The following is a 16011-nucleotide window of genomic DNA, read 5'->3' on the forward strand; positions in this document are numbered from 1 at the left end:
GCGCGCGGCAGCGATGGCGCCGGCTGGCCGGTGGCGTCAGTGCGCCGCGGGCCGCGCCGCGGCCGGCGCCAGCGCGGCGGGCCGTGGCGCGCCCGCCGGCAGTTCGCCGGTGAAGGCGAAGTCCACCTCCGGCACGCGCCCGCTCACGATGTCCGCGATGGCGCGGCCCGAGCCGCAGCCGTGCGTCCAGCCCAGCGTGCCATGCCCGGTGTTGAGGTACAGCCCGCGCACGGCGGAGGCGCCGATGTACGGCACGTTGCCCGGCGTGGCCGGGCGCAGGCCGGTCCAGAACTGCGCCAGCTCGGGCCGGCTCATGCCCGGGAACACCTCCAGCGTGCGCCGCACGATGGCCTCGCAGCGCACCGGGTTGAGATCCATCGCATAGCCGTTGAGCTCCGCCGTGCCGGCGATGCGCAGGCGGTCGCCGAAGCGCGAGAACACCAGCTTGTACTCGTCGTCGGTCAGGCTCACGCTGGGCGCGCGCGTGGCATCGAGCACCGGCAGCGTGGCCGAGTAGCCCTTGGCCGGGTAGATGTCGAGCTTCACGCCGAGCGGGCGCGCCAGCATCGGGCTGAAGCTGCCCAGCGCCAGCACGTAGGCGTCGGCGCTCTCGATGCGGTAGGCGCCGGTCTCGTCGGCGATCTCCACGCCGCGCATGGCGCCGCCCTCGGCATGCAGGCGCTGCACCCGCACGCCGTAGCGAAAGCGCACGCCGAGCGCCTCGCAGCGCGCCGCCAGCGCGGTGGTGAAGCGGTGCACGTCGCCCGATTCGTCCTCGCTGGTGTAGGTGGCGCCGGCCAGGCGCGGCGCGATGTGCGCCAGCGCCGGCTCCAGCCGCACCACCTCGTCCGGGCCGATCACGCGGCGCTCGCAGCCCAGCTCGCGCATGATGCGCGCCGGCTCGATGGCCGCGTCGAACTCTTTCTGGCTGGTGTAGAAGTGCAGGATGCCGCGCGTCAGGTGGTCGTACTCGATGCCGGTTTCGGCGCGCAGCGCCTGCAGGCTGGCGCGGCTGTAGGTGCCCAGGTTGAGCAACTGGACCATGTTGTGGGTGGAGCGCCGCGCCGAGCACTCGCGCAGGAACTTCAGGCCCCACGACCACTGCGCCGGATCGGCGCGCAGGCGGAACAGCAGCGGCGCGTCCTCGCGCCCCAGCCAGCGCAGCATCTTCAGCGGCGCGCCCGGGTTGGCCCACGGCTCGGCATGGCTGACGGAGATCTGCCCGCCGTTGCCGAAGCTGGTTTCGCGGGCCGCGCCCGCATTGCGCTCCAGCACCACCACCTCATGCCCGGCGCGCGCCAGGTACCACGCCGAGGCGACGCCGATCACGCCGGCTCCCATCACGATGACTTTCATTTCTCAGGCTCCGGATAGCAAAAAGGGACAGCCAGGCCATCCGGCCTGTCTGTCCCCACTGTCCTTTTACCTGAGAGATTCGCCGCACCCGGCATGGGTGGCGGCTTGCCCCTTCGGCGGCCGCGTGCCGCTCACCTTGTCGGTGCGGCCCGGCGCTCTCCAGTTCGTTCGGTTTCCAGTCTTTTGCACCTGAGCGTTTCAGGGGTACGCCTTCGGTAGAGGGGCCTTCCCTTGCGTGGTGAAGGCGCCTCGTTCTCCTGGAAGGCGCACGGTAACACGGCTCGATCGGCGCCGGCAAGCGCCGCCCGCGCGGGTGTTGCGGCTTACGCGTCGAGCACCGTCGCCCAGAACACCATCGCCCCGACGTTCAGCAGGACCGTGGCCCAGAAGGTGGCCTGGAACGACGCCTTGCGGTTCTTGTGCCGCAGCAGGTGCTGGGCCGCCAGCGCGCCCGGCCAGCCGCCGCACAGCGCGAGCAGGTGCAGCTCGTTCTCCGGAATGCGCTGTTCGCTGCGCACGGCGCGCCGCTTGTCGACGGCATAGCGCGCGAAGGCCGCCACGCTCAGCCCGAGGCTGGCCAGCGCCACGCCGCGCGGCAGACGGCCGGCGAGCGAAGCCGCGAAGATCGCCAGCAGCGCGAACGCCGCCACCAGCGCCGGCAGCAGGTTAGCCCGTCCGTCCGGCCCGGCCTGCCCGGGCGCGCCCGCGATCGAGACCTGGCTCGCCTGCGGGCGGCCGTCCTTGCCCGCCGACAATTCGAACGACACGCGGTCGCCGACCTTGGGCGCGACGGCGCGGCCCTGCAGCGCGCTGATATGGAAAAAAACGTCTTTCGACTGGGCGTGGATCTCGATGAACCCATAGCCCTTGTCGGCATGCCATGCCTTGATCCGTCCGCCTTTTCTCATCCCCGTGCCTGCATTCTTGTCGACAGAGAAGTGTAGCGGATGCGGCGGGCCGGCAGCGCCGCGCACGGGCCCGCCGGAGCAGGCCATGCGCCGGTGCCTTGGTCAGCCGCCGATGCCCAGCAGCTCGACCTCGAAGTTCAGCGTCGCGTTGGGCGGGATCGTGTCGGGCACGCCGCGCGAGCCGTAGGCGGTCGGGCCCGGGCAGACCAGCTTGGCCTTGCCGCCGACCTGCATCTTCTGCACGCCCTCGGTCCAGCACGGGATCACGCGGTTGAGCGGGAACGAGATCGGCTGGCCGCGCTTGTACGAGCTGTCGAACTCGGTGCCGTCGGTGAGCGTGCCGCGATAGTGGACCTTGACCGTGTCGGACGCCTTGGGCGACGGGCCGGTGCCCTTGACGAGGTGCTGGATGGTCATGCCCGAGGGCAGCGTCTCGGCCGGGCCCGCGGGCCCGGCGGCGTGGACGGAGCCGGCGGTGGCGAGGGCGGCGAGGAACAGGGTGATCTTCTTCATCGTTGGCTTGGCTGGGTGGAAAAATCGGGTTCCGGCCGTGGCCGGAAAGCCGCATCTTAAACCGGGACGCGGGCCGCCCCGGCGTTTTCTTCCCGCGCGGGTCCCCGCGCCATCGATCCGTCAGGGCATCACGGGCGGACGATAGGGCAGCGTGGTCGCGAAGGCCCACAGCATGAACAGCACCAGCGGCGCGTGGACCAGCAGCTGGGTGAAGGTGAAGCCCACCACGTCCTTGGCGCGGATGCCGAGCACGCCCAGCAGCGGCAGCATCCAGAACGGGTTGATGAGGTTGGGCAGCGCCTCCGCGGCGTTGTACACCTGCACGGCCCAGCCGAGGTGGACCTGCAGCTGGTTGGCGGCCTGCATCACGTAGGGCGCCTCGATGACCCACTTGCCGCCGCCGGAGGGCACGAAGAAGCCCAGCACCGCCGAATAGACGCCCATCACCGCGGAGAACGATTCGCGGGTGGCCACCGAGACGAAGGCCGAGGCCAGGTGGTGCGACAGGCTCGCGCCGTCCACGCCGGTGGCCTTGGTCAGCATGAACGCGATGCCGCCGTACAGCGGGAACTGGATCAGCACGCCGGCCGTGGACGGCACGGAGCGCGCGACCGCGCGCAGGAAGCGCCTGGGCCGCCAGTTCAGCAGCATCCCCAGCATCAGGAACAGGAAATTGTAGGTGTTGAGGTTGGAGATCGCCAGGATGGGATCCTTGCTGGTGAATTCGTGCACCAGCCAGCCGGCGCCGAGCGCGACGATGACCACGGTCAGCAGCGGGCTGTATTCGAGCCATTCGCCGGGGCGCGTGGGGCGCGCGGTCACGTCGGCAGCATCGTCGAGGTCCACGCCCATGTCCTGCGCGGTGCGCGCGCGGTCGCCGGCGGGCGCGGAGAAATAGGCCACCAGCAGCGAGGCGGCGATCAGCACGGCGGTCATCGCCATCGACTGCCACAGGAAGATGGTCTCGGCGAACGGGATCACGCCGGTGATGTCGAGCAGCGACTTGGGCAGGCTGGCCGGGTTCGCCTGCAACTGCGCCGCCGACGAGCTCAGGCCGAGCGCCCAGGTGGCGCCCATGCCCAGGTAGGCGGCCGCGCTGGCGGCCCGGTAATCCACGCGCAGCCCGCTGCGGCGGGCGATGGCGCGCACCAGCAGGCCGCTGAAGATCAGGCTGATCGCCCAGTTCAGCAGCGAGGTCAGCAGGCTCACCAGCGCCACGAAGGCGACCGCGCCGCGCGCCGTCCTGGGCAGCGCGGCGAGCCGCGCGATCAGCAGCGACGCCGGCGGCGACGCCGCCACCACGTAGCCGGAGATGGCCACCACCGCCATCTGCATGGTGAACGGGATCAGGCTCCAGAAGCCGTCGCCGAAGGCCTGCGCCACGCTCTGCGTGGAGGCGCCGATGCCGAGCGCGCCGAGCGCGACCACCACCACCGCGATCGCGGCGAAGATGTAGGAATCGGGGAACCAGCGCTCGGACCAGTCGGTGACCTTGACGGCCAGGCGTTCCAGCCCGCCGCGGCTCGGGGGATCTTCGCTTTCCAGCGACAGGGGTGTGCTCGTCATTGCTCTCTCCTTACTTTGCCAGGGATATGGCGCGCGGCGCGGTGCCGCGCGGGTCTTCGAATCCTTCGTAGGCCATGACGGCCGCGGCCAGGTCTTCCAGCGCGGTGCCGACTGCCTTGAACACGGTGATTTCGCGCTCGTCCGCGCGTCCCGCATGGGCTTGCCGGCACAGCTCGGCGAGCGTGGCGCGGATGTCGGCGGCGCGCAGCACGCCCTGCCCGATGGGGTGGAGCAGGTCGCCCGCCTTGAGGATGGCTTCGCCGGTGTCGACGAACACCGAGGTGCCGCCGAAGCAGGCGTCGTCGGCCTCGCGCATCTCGGGCGTGAAGCCGCCGATCAGGTCCAGGTGCGTGCCGGCGCCGAGGAAGGCGCGCCGCACCAGCGGCACGGTGGCCAGTGTGGCCGAGGTCACGATGTCGGCGCCATCGCAGCCCGCCTCCACGGATGCCGCCACGCGCGCGTCGAAGCCGTCGGCGCACAGCCGGGCGGCCAGCGCGGCGGCCTGCCCGGCGTCGATGTCCCATACCGCGACGCGCGCCACCGGCCGCACCGCGCGGTAGGCGTGGGGCAGCAGGCTCGCCACCCGCCCCGCGCCGATCACCAGCATGGACGACGCCCCGGGCCGGCTCAGGTACGAGGCGGCCAGCGCCGACGCGGCGGCGGTGCGGCGCGAGGTGATCTCGTTGCCGTCGATCATCGCCAGTGGCCGGCCGGTGCGCGCGTCGTGCAGCAGGTAGGTCGAGTACAGGCCGGGCAGCCCGGCCTGCGTGTTGCCGGGATAGATGGTGACGGTCTTCACGCCGAGATAGGCGCCGGTCTGCCAGGCGGGCATCAGCAGCACCGTGCCCGTGCTCGTACCCTGGCCGGGCGCGCCGATGGCGTGGCTGTGCCGCTGCGGGACCTCGCAGCCGCGGATGAAGGCCTCGCGCAGGGCGGGGATGAGCGCGTCGAACGGCAGCAGCGCGCGGGTGGTGTCGGAGTCCAGTGTCAGCATGGTCGCGTGATGAAGTGAGAAGGGAGGAAACGGTCGCTGGCGGTGGCTGGCATGGCGCGCCGCGCTCAGGCGTCGAGCACGAGGTCGCTGGCGGGGATGGCCTGGCACGCAAGGCACATGCCGGGGTCCTCGGGATCTTCGCCGTGCAGGTGGCGCACCTGGCCGGAGGCGACCGGCACCGCGCAGCTCTCGCACTGCCCGACGCGGCAGCCGCTGGGCAGCGCCACGCCCAGCCGTTCGGCGAAGCCCAGCAGCGGCCCGTGCGCCGAATGCCAGGTGCCGGCCATGCCGGACCTGGCGAACACCACGCGGAACTGCTGCGCGGGGCCGGCCGGCGCGCGCCCGGGCGCGCGGAAGACCTCGCGGAAGATGTCCGAGCGGTGCACGCCGAGCGCCGCCAGCCCGTCGGCAAACGCGGTCATCATCGGCGCCGGCCCGCACATGTAGACCAGCGGGCGCGCGGCCAGCCACGGCGCGGGCACGTGGCCGGCGCCGACGCGCCCGGCCACGTCGTAGTCGGTGCCGGGCCGGTCGTGGGGGTCCGGGCAGTCGTAGAAATCGATGATTTCCAGGCCGCGGATCTGCCGGCGCAGCGCGCGCAGGCGCGCCCGGAACGCGTGGGCCTGCCCGTTGCGGTTGGCGTACAGCAGCAGGATCCGGGGCGGGTCGTCGACGCCTTCCAGCGATTCGAGCAGCGAGAGGAACGGCGTGATGCCGATGCCGCCGGCCAGCAGCACCAGCGGGCGCCGCGTGCGCACCGGCATCACGAAGGTGCCGGACGGCGCCCGCAGCGCGACCGCGTCGCCCACCGCGAGGCGCTGGTTGATGTGGGAGGACACCAGCCCGGGCACGGCGCCGCCGGCGCGGCGCACCGAGATCGAATAGCCGCGCCGCCCCGGCACCGTGGCCGGGCCGGTGAGCGAATACGAGCGCACCGCGTCCTCGCCGCCGGGCTGCGCGGCGAGCTGGATCGTCACGTGCTGGCCGGGCAGGAAATCGGGCAGGCCGCCGCCGTCGGCGGGCTCCAGGAAGACCGACGTGACCTCGTGCGCCTCCTTGCGCAGGCCGGCCACGCGGAACGCGCGATAGCCCTCCCACGCGCGCCGCGCCACGTCCAGTCCCGGCTCGCGCTCGACGTTGCAGCGGAACGCGCGCAGCGGCACGGAGCCGCTCAGCGGGTCGATGCTGTCGGTGCCGATCAGCCCGTTGTAGTTGCTGTTGCCCGGCCCGGCCACCGGCAGCGGCGCCTGGGCCAGCGCGTCGCAGCGCTGCCACCAGCCGAACTCGCCGACCACCACGCGCGGATGCAGCCCTTCCCTGACCCGGGCGGTGAAGGTGGCGCTGCCGGCGGACGTGCTCACGCGGATGGCGTCGCCGCTGGCGATGCCGCGCGCGGCGGCCAGCGCGGTGGAGATCTCCGCCTCCGGGCGTGGCGCCTTGCGCCTGAGCGACGGCAGGCCGCGATGCTGGCTGTGGCAGTAGTAGCCGCTCTTGGCCGAGGTCAGCATGAACGGGAACGGCTCCAGGGCTGCGCCGGGCGCGCTGCTCGCCGCGGGCGAATGCTCCGTGGGCGACGACGGGCGTGGCAGCGCCGGGTAGCCGTGGCGCAGCAGCAGCTCGGAGTACAGCTCCACCACGCCGGTCTGCGTGTCGAACGCGCGCCCGCGCGGCTTGGCCGCGTATTTCCTTTCCACGTCGGCCACCGGCACGCGGATGCCTTCGGGGTGCTGGCGCAGCTGGCTCACCGTCAGGCCGCTGGGCGCCAGCATGTGGTTCCAGCCGGCTTCCAGGCTGCCGCCGAAGAACGCGTCCGACATGCCCAGCCTGAGCGCGAGGTCGAACACGATGTCGTTGTCCGAGCGCGATTCGCCGCGCGGCGAGACCATGCGCTGGCGCAACTGCACCAGTTGCTCGGCTTCCGCGCTGATCTCGAAGCCGATGCGCAGGCCCTCGCGCTCCCACGGCGTGTTGACCGGCAGCAGGATGTCGGCGTAGCGCGCGCTGGGCGTCTCGAACAGGTCGCAGTGCGCGTAGAAGTCCAGGCTGCGCAGCGCGCGCGCGCCGTCCTCCACGTCGGCCTGCGACAGCAGTGGGTTGGTGCCGAATGCCACCAGCGCGCGCACGCGGTACGGCTGCGCATGGAGGATGGCGCGGTAGAGGTCGCGCGCGGTGATCCAGCCCTGCGCGGGCGGGCCCAGCGGCCGCTCGCCGTAGCCGAGTGCCTTGGCTTTCTGCTCCGGCGGCAGCAGGCCGAAGCCGCTGACCGGGTTGTAGGGCGGCTTCTGGTAGACGCGGTTGCCGCCGGCGCGGTCGAAGCTGCCGGTCAGCGCGTACAGGCAGGCGATGGCGCGGTCGGTCTGGGTCGCGTTGTCGTGCTGGCCCACGCCGGACCAGGCGTGATAGGCCACCGGCCCGGCGCTGGCGAACAGGCCGGCGGCCTGGCGGATGTCGCCCTCGGGTACCCAGGTCAGCTCGGCGGCCAGCGCCGCGGGGTAGCGCGCGCATTCCTCGGCATACAGGTCGAAGGCGGGCCGGCACGCGATCGCGGGCAGGCCGGGGGCGCCGGTGTCGCCCACGCTGAACGTGCCGCGTAGCGCGACGTGGGGGAAATCGGTGGGCCGCAGCCCGGACCAGGGCTGCGCCCGCGCGGCGCGCGCGTTCCACGCCAGGTAGGCGTCGCCGTCGGCCAGGCCGACGTCGCGCCCGCGCAGGAAGCGCCCGTTGTCGCTGCGTACCAGCAGCGGCCCGTTGGTCCACTGGCGCACGAAGTCCAGGTCGAAGGCGTTGGCCTCGATCAGCAGGTTGGCGATGGCCAGCGCCAGCGTGGCGTCGGTGCCGGGGCACACGCGCAGCCACTGGTCGGCCTGCGCGGCCAGCGCGGTCTCGCGCGGATCGACCACCAGCAGCCTGGCGCCGGCCTTCCTGCCCGCGCCGATGGCGTCGGCCTGCGACAGCCAGGTATTGGCCGGGTTGTGCCCCCACAGCACGATGAGCCCGGCCTGGCGGTAGTCCGCGGTCGGCATGCCGCAGCCGAAGGTGAAGGCGTGGGCGTAGTCCTTGTGCCAGTTGCAGATTTCGGTGGCGTAGCAGGTGTTGGGGCTGCCGAAGAGCCGGATGAAACGCTCGATCCAGTCGATGCTGTCGCTCAGCGGCGTGCCGCTCGGCGTGGTGACGGCGAACGCCACCGATTCGGCGCCGCTCTCGCGCCGGGCCTGCAGCATGCGGGCGGCGATCTCGGCCAGTGCCTCGTCCCACGAGATGCGCTGCCAGCCGGGGTCCGGATCGGTCTTGGGGTTGGTGCGCCGCATCGGGTGGAGGATGCGCTCGGCGCTGTGCACCAGCTCGGGCGCGGACTTGCCTTTCAGGCACATGGCCTTGCCGGTCGGGTGGGCCGGGTCGGGCCGCACCGACAGCAGCGTGTCGTTCTCCACCACGTTGACCGTGCCGCAGCGCGAGCGGCACAGCGTGCAGTAGCCGTGTTTTTCCATCTTGCCCGGGGTGCTTCCCGGTACGTCGTGCGGTTCGTCGTTCATTGCCGGCCCATGCGTCTTGTCTCCAGGGCGGATGCTAGCTAGCATGGCCGGGTATTTCTAATTCTTAATTTTGAAGAAGCAATATCGGAAAAATCGATGCTCCCCACTTTGAAGCAGGTACAGCATTTCCTCGCGGTGGCCGAGTGCGGGCAGGTGTCGCGCGCGGCGCTTCGCTGCCATGTCTCGCAGTCGTCGATGACGGCGTCGCTCAAGGGGCTGGAGGAGGCGCTCGGGGCGCAGCTGTTCACGCGGCACGCCAGCGGCATCCGCCTGACCGACGCTGGCGCGCGTTTTCTGCGGCATGCGCAGCGTATCGAGGATTCGGTGCTGGACGCGGTGGAGGCCGTTGGCGTGTCTCCGGTGGAGATCAGCGGCACGGTGCGCCTGGGCGTGACCGAGACCATCACGGCCTACGTGCTGCCCGGCCTGCTGCCGTTAATCGAGCGGAAGTTTCCGATGCTGCGGCTCGAAGTGCTGGAGCGCGAGCGGCACGACCTGGAAAGCGGCATCCTGGAGGGCCGGATCGACATGGCGCTGCTGCTGGTGTCGAACCTGCCGGGCCTGGGCCACGTCACCTGCGAGACACTGCTGCGCTCGCCGCGGCAGTTGTGGGGGCACCCGGAGCACCCGCTGATGACGGCCGAGCGCGTCGGGCTGGCCGACGTGGCGCGGCACGACTACATCCTGCTGGACATGGACGAGCACATCTCCACGGTCGGCAAATACTGGGGCCAGTACGGACTGGCGCCCGCGGTGCGCTACCAGAGCTGCTCGATCGAGGCGGTGCGCAGCCTGGTGGCGGCCGGGCGCGGCGTGGCCATCCTGTCCGACCTGGTCTACCGGCCGTGGTCGCTGGAGGGCCAGCGCATCACGCGGCGCGGGCTGGCCGACAAGGTGCCGTCGATGGACGTGGGCCTGGTGTGGAAGCGCCAGCCGGCCACGCCCGGCAACGTGGTGGCGATGGCCGACTTCCTGCGCGGCGCGGTGCGCGAGAAGGCCAGGTTCTAGCCGGCGCGAGCGGGGCCATGCCGGCGCGGCATCCGGGCCGTCCGGGCCGCTTCAGTCGATGCGCGCGCCGCTGGCCTTGACGATCGGCTGCCAGGCCTGGTACTCGGCCACGACGAACTTGCCGAACGATTCGGGCGTGTAGGTCATCGGCTCGGCGCCCTGCATCACGAACTTCTTGCGGATGTCGGGGCGGTTGACCGCCTCGGCCACCGCCTTGTTGAGCCTGGCCACGATCTCCGGCGGCGTGCCCTTGGGCGCGAACAGGCCGAACCATGCGCCGGTCACGAGGTTCTTCACGCCGGCTTCGGCCATCGTCGGGGTGTCGGGCAGGGCTTCGGCGCGCTTCGCGCTGGTCACGGCCAGCGGGCGCAACTGGCCCGCGCGGATATGGCTCATCACCGACGGGATGGTGGCGAACATGAACTGCACGCGCCCGGCCAGCAGGTCGTTGAGCGCATCGGCGCCCTTGTACGGCACGTGCACGGCGTTGGCGCCGGTGCGCTCGTTGAACAGCGCGCCGGACAGGTGGGCCGCGGTGCCCACGCCGGTGGACGCGAAGTTCATCTTGCCGGGATGGGCCTTGGCGTAGGCCACCAGTTGGCTCACGTCGGCGGCGGGCACGCCCGGGTGCACCACCAGCACGTTCGGCACGTCGGCGATCGGCGCGACGGCGGCCAGCGTGGTCTGCGGATTGACCTTCAGGTTGGGATAGAGCGTGGGGTTGATGGCGATCGGGCCGACCGAGGTGGCCAGCAGCGTGTAGCCGTCCGGCGCGCTCTTGGCCACGAATTCGGTGCCGATGTTGCCGCCCGCGCCGGGCCGGTTTTCCACCACCACGGTCTGCTTGAGGGTCTGCCCGAGCTGGTTGGCCACTTCGCGCGCCAGGATGTCGGTGGTGCCGCCGGCCGAGAACGACACGATCATGCGGATGGGTTTGTTGGGATAGCTGTCGGTGCCGGCGATGGCAGCGGTGCTGGTGAGAGCGCTGGCGGCGCCGGCCAGCAATAGCAATGCGGCGGCGTGCAGCCGCTTTGTCGGATTCATGTCTCGCTCCACGGTTCGAGGTGGTTTCGGCCCGCGCTGCATTGGCGCGGGCCGTTGGAGACATCGTAGGGGCCTGGCGCGGCCCAGCGTTGATCAAAGAGAAACGCTGCTTTCTTTGCGCATGATGGCTGGTTGTACGGCCGCGCAACGACGCCAGGATCCTTTTGAAACGACTTCTCAGCGCGCGCGCTGGTAGTGCCGCTCCATGCTGGCGCACTGGCCCAGGTAGTCCAGCAGGCGCGCCGTGCCGGCCGGCAGCGACTGGCGGTCGCGCACGCACACGTAGAAATTGCGCGCGGCCCAGGCGTCGGTCAGCGTCAGCAGGCTCAGTCCCATCATGCCCAGGTAGTTCCTGGCGATGCCCTCCGGCACCACGGCGATGCCCAGCCCCTCGCGCACCATGCGGCAGCGCGCCTCGAAGTTCGAGACCTGCGTCTTCACCGTAAGCGGGCGCGAGATGGTGCTGCTCACCAGCTGCAGGAACGCATCGAACGTGTGGCGCGGGAAATAGCCGAGGAAATCGTAGTCCAGCGCGTCTTCGAGCCGCAGCGAGCCGCGCGCCTCCAGCGGGTGGCCGCGCGGCACCACCAGGCCGACGCGGTCCGAGCGGTAGGGCAGCGAGAACACGCCGGGGCTGGGCGCCTCGGCGTGGTAGATGCCGATGTCGGCGTCGCCGTTGGAGACCATGCGCGGGATGTCGAAGCTGAACGACTCGATCAGGTCGATGCGGCTGTCGGGCGCGCTTTGCTGGAAGCCGCTGATGTCGGTGGGCAGGAACTGCAGGATGGTGGACGGGTTGGCCGCCAGCCGGATCTTGGCGGTGCCGTCGGTGGAGTACACGGTCAGCGCTTCCTCGGCCAGCCGGATGCTGCGCACGATGGCCTTGGCGCGCTGGTAGAGCATGGCGCCGGCCGGCGTGGGCTCCACGCCGCGGCCATGCCGCACCAGCAGCGCGGTGCCCGCCTGGCGCTCCATCTCGGAGACGCGCTTGCTGGCGGCCGAGGTGACGAGGTTCTCGCGCTCGGCCGCGCGGGACAGGCTTTTTTCCTCGACGGCGGCGATGAGGATTTCCAGGGAGGCGATGTCCATGCGGGTTAGGGAATGTGTGAGGAAAGACGGTGAGGAAAGACGGCAAGAAAACGAACAGGGCGAACAGGGCGAACAGGGGACGCGGGCGGGCGCCGCATCCGTTGCGCAGCAATGCTATGCATGCGCGCCGCCGCCGTCAAACCGGATTTTCCCGGGCGTGACGGCAACGCCGCCGCAGGCCCTCCGCCGGCGGCCTGGCGGGCCCGCGCACGCGTCGCTTCACGTGCCTGCTCACGAGCTTTCACCAAATTTCAAGTCTTGGCGCCGCGCGCTCCCTAACATTGGGCACCTGGACAGACACGCCGCGCAAGGCGGAAGAACGACAAGAGACAAGGAGCGACGCAGCATGGTGATCGAAGAACTGGCCGAGTATGTCGGCGCGCAGGGCCGGCGCGCGTTGCCGCCCGAGGTGGTGCACTACGGCAAGCGTGCCGTGATCGACTGGTTTGCCGCGCTGTTCCCGGGCACGCGCATGTCGCCCGGCACGAACCTCGTGCAGGCGCACCGCGCGGAGCTGGGCGTGGGCGCGGCCTCGGTGGTGGCGCACGGCACCACGGCATTCCCGGCCACGGCGGCGTGGATCAACGGCAGCGCGTCCCACGCGGCCGAGTTCGACGACATCTTCCGCGATGCCGTCTACCATCCCGGCTGCCCGACCATCGCCGCGGCGCTGGCGCTGGCCGAGTCGCGCGACGCCTCGGGCGAGGACTTCCTGCGCGCGGTGGTGGCGGGCTACGAGGTCTCCACGCGCATCGGCGCGGCGATCCAGCCCGCGCACTACCGCTATTTCCACACCACCGGCACGGTGGGCTGCTTCGGCAGCGCCGCGGCCGGCGCGCTGCTGGTGTCGCCCGGCGACGTCACCGTGGCGGCCGACGCGCTGGCCACCGCCGCCACTTTCGCCTCGGGCCTGCAGCAGGCCTTCCGCTCCGACGCCATGACCAAGGCGCTGCACGCCGGCCACGCCGCCCAGGTGGGCGTGCAGGCCGCGCAGGCCGCGGCCGCCGGCGTCAACGGCGTGCACGACATCCTCGAAGGCGCGGCCGGCTTCGGCGCGGCGCTGTGCGGCAGTCCCGACTGGACGGCCGTCACGCAGGGGCTGGGCACGGACTACAACATGCTGCGCATCACGCAGAAGAACCACGGCTGCTGCGGCCATACGTTCGCGGCCATCGACGCGGCCATCGCGCTGGTGCGCGAGCACGGCATTGCCGCCGAGGCGATCGAGTCGGTCACGGTCGACACTTACCAGACCGCGCTCGACGTGACCGGCAACGCCACGCCGCGCACCGCGTTCGAGGCGCGCTTCAGCCTGCCCTACGTGGTCGCGCACGGCATCCTGCACGGCGCGGTGCGGCTCGATGCGTTCTCCGACGCGCGCCTGGCCGACGCGGGCATCCGCCAGTTGATGCGCGCGGTCGTGCTGCGGGCCGATCCCGGGCTGACCGCGGCGTTTCCGCGCCAGCGCGCGGCGCGCGTGGAAATCCTGCTCAAGGACGGCACGCGCCACGCGCATTTCGCGCCGTACCGCAAGGGCGACCCCGAAGCCCCGCTCGACGACGCCACGCTGGCGGACAAGTTCACCGAGCTGGCCGCGCCCGTGATCGGCGGCGACGCCGCGCGCGCGCTGCTGGCCGCGCTGTGGCAGCTCGATGCCGGCAGCGTGCGCGCGCTGCGGCTGGCGGAACTGGGAAGGGCCTGAAACGATGAGAAACGACATGAAAGAAGTGATCGAAACCGCCGCGCAGACGGGCGGCGCCGCCGGCGTGGAAGCTGGCAATAGCGTGGGCAATAACGCTGGCAATAGCGTCGGTGGCAAGCAGTCCGACACCACGCGCCCGGCGACCGGCGCCGCGCTGGCCGCCGCGCTGTTCGCGCCGCGCTCGGTGGCGCTGATCGGGGCCTCCAGCGACATCGCCAAGAATACCGCCCGGCCCATGCGCTTCATGCGCAAGCACGGCTACGGCGGCAGTCTCTACCCGATCAACGCCACGCGCGCCGAGGTGCTCGGCGAGAAGGCCTATCCGTCGCTGGCGGCCGTGCCGGGGCCGGTGGACCACGCCTTCGTCATGGTGCCGGGCAGCCAGGTCGAGGCCGCGCTGGCGCAATGCGCGGCCAGCGGCGTGAAGGTGGTCACGGTGTTCTCCGACGGCTTCGCCGAGACCGGCGAGGCCGGCATGGCCGCGCAGCAGGCGCTGGTGCGCAAGGCCGCGGAGGCGGGCGTGCGGCTGGTCGGGCCCAACAGCATCGGCGTGGTCAACGTGGCGGCCGGCGCGGTGCTGTCCGTCAACGCGGTGTTCGAGATGGACGAGCTCCATGCCGGCCCCATCAGCCTGGTCTCGCAAAGCGGCTCGATGCTCGGCGCGCTGCTGTCGCGCGGCGCGGCGCGCGGGCTGGGCTTCGCCAAGCTGGCGTCGGTCGGCAACGAGAGCGACGTCGGCGTGGGCGAGCTGGTCGACCTGCTGGTCGACGATGCCGAGACCGGCGTCATCCTGCTGTTCCTGGAAACCATCCGCGACGCCGCCGTGCTCGGCCCGGCGCTGCGCCGCGCGCGCGCCGCGGGCAAGCCGGTGATCACCTACAAGCTGGGCCGCTCGGCGCAGGGCGAGGCGCTGGCGCAGTCGCACACCGGCGCGCTGGCCGGCAACGACGCCGCGGTCGACGCGTTCCTGCGCAAGCACGGCGTGATGCGCGTGGAAATGCTGGAAACGCTGTTCGAGGCCGCGCCGCTGGCGCAGCGCTACGGCAGCCGCGTGCCCGCGCTGGCGCGCCCGCCGCGCGTGGCGGTGGTCACTACCACGGGCGGCGGCGCGGCCACCGTGGTCGACCGCCTGGGGCTGTCCGGCATCGAGGCGGTGGCGCCGCCCGACGCCTTCATCGCCCACATGGCGGCGCGCGGCGTGCGCATCCGCCAGACCCCCATCATCGACCTGACGCTGGCCGCGACCAGCGCGCAGTACAAGGACCTGGTCGAGCAACTGCTGCAGAGCGACTGGTGCGACGCCGTGCTGTGCGTGGCCGGGTCGTCGGCGCAGTTCCATCCCGAGCTGGCCGTGCGTCCCATCGTCGAGGCCGCCGGCAGTGGCGCCGGCAAGCCGCTGCTGGCCTTCCTCGCGCCGGAGGCGGCGGCATCGCTGCGCGTGCTCCAGGCCGCGGGCGTGGCCGCGTTCCGCACGCCGGAGGCCTGCGCCGACGCGCTGGCGCAACTGTTCCGGGCGGCGCGCGCGCCGGCCGACAGCGGCGACGCGCCCGCGCCGCAGGCATGGCCGCGCGGCCTGCCGCTGGCCGGCGACCTGTCCGAATATGAGGCCGCCCAGGTGTTCGCGGCGCTGGGCGTGCCGATCGCGCCGCTGGCGCTGGTGCCCGCCGGCGAGGCCCATCACGGCATTCCCTATCCGGTGGTCGCCAAGATCTGCTCGCGCGACATCCTGCACAAGACCGACGTGGGCGGCGTGCGCGTGGGCGTGCGCGACACCCGGGAACTGGAGCAGGCCGGCGCGGCGATCCTGGCCAGCGTGGCGCGCGCCGCGCCCGCCGCGCGCCTCGACGGCATCCTCGTGCAGCGCATGGAGGACAAGCTGCTGGAACTGATGCTGGGCTACCGCGACGACCCGCTGGTCGGGCCCGTCGTCATGCTCGGCGCGGGCGGCATCGCCGCCGAGCTGCACGCCGACGTGAGCCTGCGGCCCGCGCCGGTGACGCGCGAAGAGGCCGTGGAGATGATCGGCGAGGTGCGCAGCACGGCGCTGGTGCGCGGCTTCCGCGGCCTGCCGCGCGGCGACATGGATGCGCTGGCCGACGCCATCGTGCGCTTCTCGCGCCTGGCGGCGCTGCACGAGGTGCGCGTGCGCGAGGCCGAGATCAACCCGCTGTTCGTGCGCGCCGACGGCGTGGTCGGCGTGGACTGCGTGGTGCGGCTGGCGGAAGCGGGCGCGCAGGACGCCCAGGACGCGCGGCATTGAGCCGCGGCATGGACAGGATTCACCGAAACAGCAAACGG

At 71.8% G+C, this 16011-nt stretch carries 11 protein-coding genes and 1 riboswitch; of the genes, 3 read left to right on the top strand and 8 right to left on the bottom strand.

Annotated features, from left to right (window positions below):
• Positions 1 to 36: 36 nt before the first annotated feature.
• From KF708C_RS27105 to KF708C_RS27130, 6 genes are all read right to left on the bottom strand, one after another.
• Positions 37 to 1356 carry a D-amino acid dehydrogenase gene (locus tag KF708C_RS27105; RefSeq protein WP_059414141.1) on the bottom strand — a complete coding sequence of 440 codons (1320 nt, stop codon included), beginning with the start codon at positions 1354 to 1356 and terminating at the stop codon, positions 37 to 39.
• A gap of 48 nt (positions 1357 to 1404) precedes the next feature.
• A riboswitch (glycine riboswitch) is annotated at positions 1405 to 1529 on the bottom strand.
• Positions 1530 to 1679: 150 nt separating this feature from the next.
• On the bottom strand, positions 1680 to 2264 hold the full coding sequence (locus KF708C_RS27110) for a DUF1294 domain-containing protein (RefSeq protein ID WP_059414143.1): 585 nt from the start codon (positions 2262 to 2264) through the stop codon (positions 1680 to 1682).
• A gap of 102 nt (positions 2265 to 2366) precedes the next feature.
• On the bottom strand, positions 2367 to 2777 hold the full coding sequence (locus KF708C_RS27115; RefSeq protein ID WP_059414145.1) for an FKBP-type peptidyl-prolyl cis-trans isomerase: 411 nt from the start codon (positions 2775 to 2777) through the stop codon (positions 2367 to 2369).
• Between the two features lie 120 nt (positions 2778 to 2897).
• Positions 2898 to 4343: a short-chain fatty acid transporter gene (locus KF708C_RS27120; protein WP_020203607.1), complete on the bottom strand. Its 1446-nt coding sequence runs from the start codon at positions 4341 to 4343 to the stop codon at positions 2898 to 2900.
• 10 nt (positions 4344 to 4353) lie between these two features.
• Positions 4354 to 5337 (bottom strand): ornithine cyclodeaminase family protein, encoded by a 984-nt coding sequence (locus KF708C_RS27125; protein WP_059414147.1) that lies wholly within the window; start codon positions 5335 to 5337, stop codon positions 4354 to 4356.
• A gap of 65 nt (positions 5338 to 5402) precedes the next feature.
• On the bottom strand, positions 5403 to 8870 hold the full coding sequence (locus tag KF708C_RS27130; protein ID WP_059414150.1) for a molybdopterin-dependent oxidoreductase: 3468 nt from the start codon (positions 8868 to 8870) through the stop codon (positions 5403 to 5405).
• A 96-nt stretch (positions 8871 to 8966) separates the two neighbouring features.
• On the opposite strand from KF708C_RS27130, the gene KF708C_RS27135 reads away from it, so the two are divergent.
• Positions 8967 to 9878 carry a LysR family transcriptional regulator gene (locus KF708C_RS27135; protein WP_059414153.1) on the top strand — a complete coding sequence of 304 codons (912 nt, stop codon included), beginning with the start codon at positions 8967 to 8969 and terminating at the stop codon, positions 9876 to 9878.
• Positions 9879 to 9929: 51 nt separating this feature from the next.
• On the opposite strand, the gene KF708C_RS27140 is transcribed toward KF708C_RS27135, so the two are convergent.
• Both KF708C_RS27140 and KF708C_RS27145 read right to left on the bottom strand, forming a co-directional pair.
• Positions 9930 to 10922 (bottom strand): Bug family tripartite tricarboxylate transporter substrate binding protein, encoded by a 993-nt coding sequence (locus tag KF708C_RS27140; RefSeq protein WP_043366834.1) that lies wholly within the window; start codon positions 10920 to 10922, stop codon positions 9930 to 9932.
• A 177-nt stretch (positions 10923 to 11099) separates the two neighbouring features.
• Positions 11100 to 12011, bottom strand: a complete 912-nt coding sequence (locus KF708C_RS27145) for a LysR family transcriptional regulator (protein WP_020203602.1) — start codon at positions 12009 to 12011, stop codon at positions 11100 to 11102.
• Between the two features lie 346 nt (positions 12012 to 12357).
• On the opposite strand from KF708C_RS27145, the gene KF708C_RS27150 reads away from it, so the two are divergent.
• The gene (locus tag KF708C_RS27150; RefSeq protein WP_059414155.1) at positions 12358 to 13713 is read left to right on the top strand and encodes an MmgE/PrpD family protein; all 1356 of its coding nucleotides are present in this window, start codon (positions 12358 to 12360) and stop codon (positions 13711 to 13713) included.
• Positions 13714 to 13729: 16 nt separating this feature from the next.
• Positions 13730 to 15973 carry an acetate--CoA ligase family protein gene (locus KF708C_RS27155; protein WP_231586602.1) on the top strand — a complete coding sequence of 748 codons (2244 nt, stop codon included), beginning with the start codon at positions 13730 to 13732 and terminating at the stop codon, positions 15971 to 15973.
• Positions 15974 to 16011 lie beyond the last annotated feature (38 nt).

This window comes from Cupriavidus basilensis, from assembly GCF_000876015.1.
Taxonomy (GTDB): domain Bacteria; phylum Pseudomonadota; class Gammaproteobacteria; order Burkholderiales; family Burkholderiaceae; genus Cupriavidus; species Cupriavidus basilensis_B.

Excerpts from the sequence above, each read along its gene's own strand:
- KF708C_RS27145 (WP_020203602.1), bottom strand. The coding sequence starts at position 12,011 with ATGGACATCGCCTCCCTGGAAATCCTCATCGCCGCCGTCGAGGAAAAA.
- KF708C_RS27125 (WP_059414147.1), bottom strand. The coding sequence starts at position 5,337 with ATGCTGACACTGGACTCCGACACCACCCGCGCGCTGCTGCCGTTCGAC.
- KF708C_RS27110 (WP_059414143.1), bottom strand. The coding sequence starts at position 2,264 with ATGAGAAAAGGCGGACGGATCAAGGCATGGCATGCCGACAAGGGCTAT.
- KF708C_RS27140 (WP_043366834.1), bottom strand. The coding sequence starts at position 10,922 with ATGAATCCGACAAAGCGGCTGCACGCCGCCGCATTGCTATTGCTGGCC.
- KF708C_RS27115 (WP_059414145.1), bottom strand. The coding sequence starts at position 2,777 with ATGAAGAAGATCACCCTGTTCCTCGCCGCCCTCGCCACCGCCGGCTCC.
- KF708C_RS27155 (WP_231586602.1), top strand. The coding sequence starts at position 13,730 with ATGAAAGAAGTGATCGAAACCGCCGCGCAGACGGGCGGCGCCGCCGGC.
- KF708C_RS27130 (WP_059414150.1), bottom strand. The coding sequence starts at position 8,870 with ATGAACGACGAACCGCACGACGTACCGGGAAGCACCCCGGGCAAGATG.
- KF708C_RS27105 (WP_059414141.1), bottom strand. The coding sequence starts at position 1,356 with ATGAAAGTCATCGTGATGGGAGCCGGCGTGATCGGCGTCGCCTCGGCG.
- KF708C_RS27120 (WP_020203607.1), bottom strand. The coding sequence starts at position 4,343 with ATGACGAGCACACCCCTGTCGCTGGAAAGCGAAGATCCCCCGAGCCGC.
- KF708C_RS27150 (WP_059414155.1), top strand. The coding sequence starts at position 12,358 with ATGGTGATCGAAGAACTGGCCGAGTATGTCGGCGCGCAGGGCCGGCGC.
- KF708C_RS27135 (WP_059414153.1), top strand. The coding sequence starts at position 8,967 with ATGCTCCCCACTTTGAAGCAGGTACAGCATTTCCTCGCGGTGGCCGAG.